The sequence below is a fragment of the Bradyrhizobium sp. 170 genome (assembly GCF_023101085.1).
GTDB lineage: Bacteria > Pseudomonadota > Alphaproteobacteria > Rhizobiales > Xanthobacteraceae > Bradyrhizobium.
In genome coordinates, this window is the sequence record NZ_CP064703.1 from 5509733 (window position 1) to 5512726 (window position 2994).

Here is a 2994-nt window from a genome sequence, read left to right on the forward strand (position 1 = left end):
GCGGCATGTCATGTTCGCCGCGGGCGCAATAGCCAAACCAGATAAGGCCCGGCGAGCATCATCGCGAAGATGCCGGCCGGCATCTGGAACGGAAATATCACCATCCGCCCGGCCCAATCCGCGAAGACCATCAGGGTGGCGCCAATCAGCGCGGCCAGCGCCGCCTGGTGAAGCGCGCGTTGCGCCCCCATCATCCGCGCCATATGCGGCGCGATGAAACCGACCAGGCTTAGAAGACCAACCATCAGTGTCGCGGTCGCCGTCAACAACGCGGTCAGCAGCATGATGACAATTCGACTTCTCGCCATAGGCACGCCCACCGAACGCGACGCCGCAGAGCCGAGCGGCAGGATGTCGAGCCAGCGTGACAACATCGGCACCATAGCCAGCAGGACGATGGCGGCGGCGGCCAGTATCGCGGCCTCGGTCGGACCGATCTGATAAAGCGATCCCGCCAGCAACGACAGCAGCATGCCGATGCGGGGATCACCGGTCGCAAGCACCATGGCCATGATCGCGCCGAACGCCGCGCTCATGGCGACGCCCGCCAGCAGCACACGCTCCGGACTGAATTCGGACCGCCGGCTGAACAGCAGAACCAGCCCGAGCACGATGAAGGCTCCGATCCCGCCGCCTGCAATCTGCGCTACGCGTGTGTGGGAGGGAAGAAGATAAAGGAGAACGAGCACACCCATCGCGGCGCCGTAGCTGATCCCCATCACCTCCGGAGCCGCCATTGGATTCCCGGTCATGCGTTGCAGCAGCGTGCCGGCCACCGCCAGCGTGGCCCCCGCCGCCAATGCCGACACCACACGCGGCCAGCGCCACGGCAGAAATTCCTGGATGCCGGCCAGACCGCTCCAGCTCCAGCCTTCTGACCCTACCCCGACGGCAAGCGCGATCCAGACCACGAGCAACAGCAAGGCCAGGCCGAACAGGATCACTCGCCAGGGATGGTCAAGGCGTAGTGGAACGGATGGCGTGAGGTTGCTTACCGGCGCGGTGGCCCGTAGCCGCGGCAGCAACAAAAGCAACATCGGCGCGCCGATCAGGGCCGTCGCGGCGCCAGCCGGCATTTCGCGGTAGCCGGGCGGGATCAGCAATACAAGCTCATCCGTCAGCCACAGCAGCAGGGCGCCGCAAAGTGGCGCCCAAATCAGCCGGTCGCGAAAACGGCGCGCGCCTGACAGCATGACGATGGCCGGCGCGGCAAGGCCCACAAAGCCCATTATGCCGACCACGCTGACAACCGAAGCGCTGAGCGCGATCGCGATACCAAGCGCGCAGACCCGCGCGCCGGTCAATCCGAGGCCAAGATTGCGCGCGGTCTCGTCATCGAAGCCGAGCAAGGTCAGCGGGCGGACCATCGCCGCGATGAGTACGAAGGAAATGATGAAACGCGGCGCAAGGAATGCGACGTTGTTCCAGTCCTGCTGGTTGAGGAAACCCGCGCCCCAGATGAACAGGCCGATCAGGTATTCGTGGTTGAGCAACACCAGCGCCTGGGTCGTCACGGCGCAGTAGTAGGCGACGATCAGCCCGGCAAGCACCAGCACGACCGGCGACAGCGCACGGCGCCAGGTGAGACCGAACACGCACAGGAACGCGGCGAAGCCGCCTATCAACGCGATCCACTCGCGGCCGAAGGCAAGCAGCGACGGCGCCCACAAGGTTGTCACGGTCAGCGCGAGATAGGCTCCATTCAAGACACCGAGGGTGCTCGGTTCAGCAAGCGGATTGCGCAGCACCTGCTGACAGACCGTGCCTGCCAGGCCAAGGGCCGCCCCGCTGAGCAAGGCCACGGCTATTCGTGGAAAGACGGTGTAATGCACGAGCATCTGCTGCGGGTCCGTGATCTCGGGCCGCCACAGCACCGGCAACCATGCGGTGGCCGGCAGAAATCCCGACAGATGACGCCACGTCATTGCGACGGCGGCCGCAAACAGCAAACCGATCAGCATCGCAGGATGCATCGCAATTCCGGAACGGACGGGCAGCGCGTCAACCTTGCTCATTGTTTTCCTGCGGGAGACGCTCGGCGAGAAGGCGTGCGAAGCGCTCCGCCGCCGGCACGCCGCCATAGAAGAATTGATTTCCCAATACCGTCAGCCGTCCCGACCGAAGGAACGGCAAAGTCCGCAGCACCGGGCTCGACGTAAGCAGGGCTTCGATATCCGCGACCCGCGAACTCATCAGGATCAGCCGCGCGTCCGGAACCGCGGCGAGCACTTCAAGACCCACGCTGGTATGCCCCCATGGACCGCTTTGTCCGGTCCAGGCATTCTTCAATCCGAATTGGCTGAGTACCTCCTGATAAAGGCTGTTCGGACCGAACACGAGCGCACGATTGCGCGCGATCTCGCTGACAAGATACAGCGGTTTGCCTCCGCGATTCCTTAGCTGCTCGCGGTAGCCGGTCATCGCCGCATCGAAACGCGCCAGATAGGCTTCGCATGCGGCCTGCACGCCGACACGCTGTGCGAGCTCCATCGTCGAACTGCGCGCCGTTTCCAGGGGATGCCGGCCGGGCTTGAAAATCGTAAAGACCTCGACCGGGGCGATCAGCTTGAGGCGGGGTATTGCCGCAGTGATGCTGGGATCGATGATGATAATATCAGGCGCGAAGCTCTGCAGCAGTTCGAGATTTGGCTCCGAACGTAACCCTATTTCCTGAACGCTTGAAGGAATAGCCGGCTCGACGACGAGCCTGCCGTAGCGCTCGATCTCCGGAACGACCAGCGGCACGACACCGAGCGCCAACAGCGTCTGCGCACAGGCCCAACCGAGCGCGGCAACGCGCGGCCCGTGTTGAGACGTGGCGGCTTGTGTTGCGTCCAGTGGCCAAGTGCCGAGCAGCACGCCGCCGCCAAGGCTCAGGCCTGCGGTGAGAACATCGCGGCGCGACGGCCGATGATCGGAAGCAATGACAGACTTCTTGTTCATGGAAATCGGCTCAAAGAGCTCTTGCGGCCAAGGCCTGGGGACAGAAGGCCA

2 protein-coding genes are annotated in these 2994 nt (G+C 64.1%); both read right to left on the reverse strand.

All coding sequences use genetic code 11. The features are described 5' to 3' along the window. Window positions 1-8: 8 nt before the first annotated feature. On the reverse strand, window positions 9-2015 hold the full coding sequence (gene fhuB, locus IVB05_RS25735; protein ID WP_247778732.1) for a Fe(3+)-hydroxamate ABC transporter permease FhuB: 2007 nt from the start codon (window positions 2013-2015) through the stop codon (window positions 9-11). Then, window positions 2002-2943 (reverse strand): ABC transporter substrate-binding protein, encoded by a 942-nt coding sequence (locus tag IVB05_RS25740; RefSeq protein WP_247778733.1) that lies wholly within the window; start codon window positions 2941-2943, stop codon window positions 2002-2004. Before IVB05_RS25740 ends, fhuB begins: the two co-directional genes overlap by 14 nt. Window positions 2944-2994 lie beyond the last annotated feature (51 nt).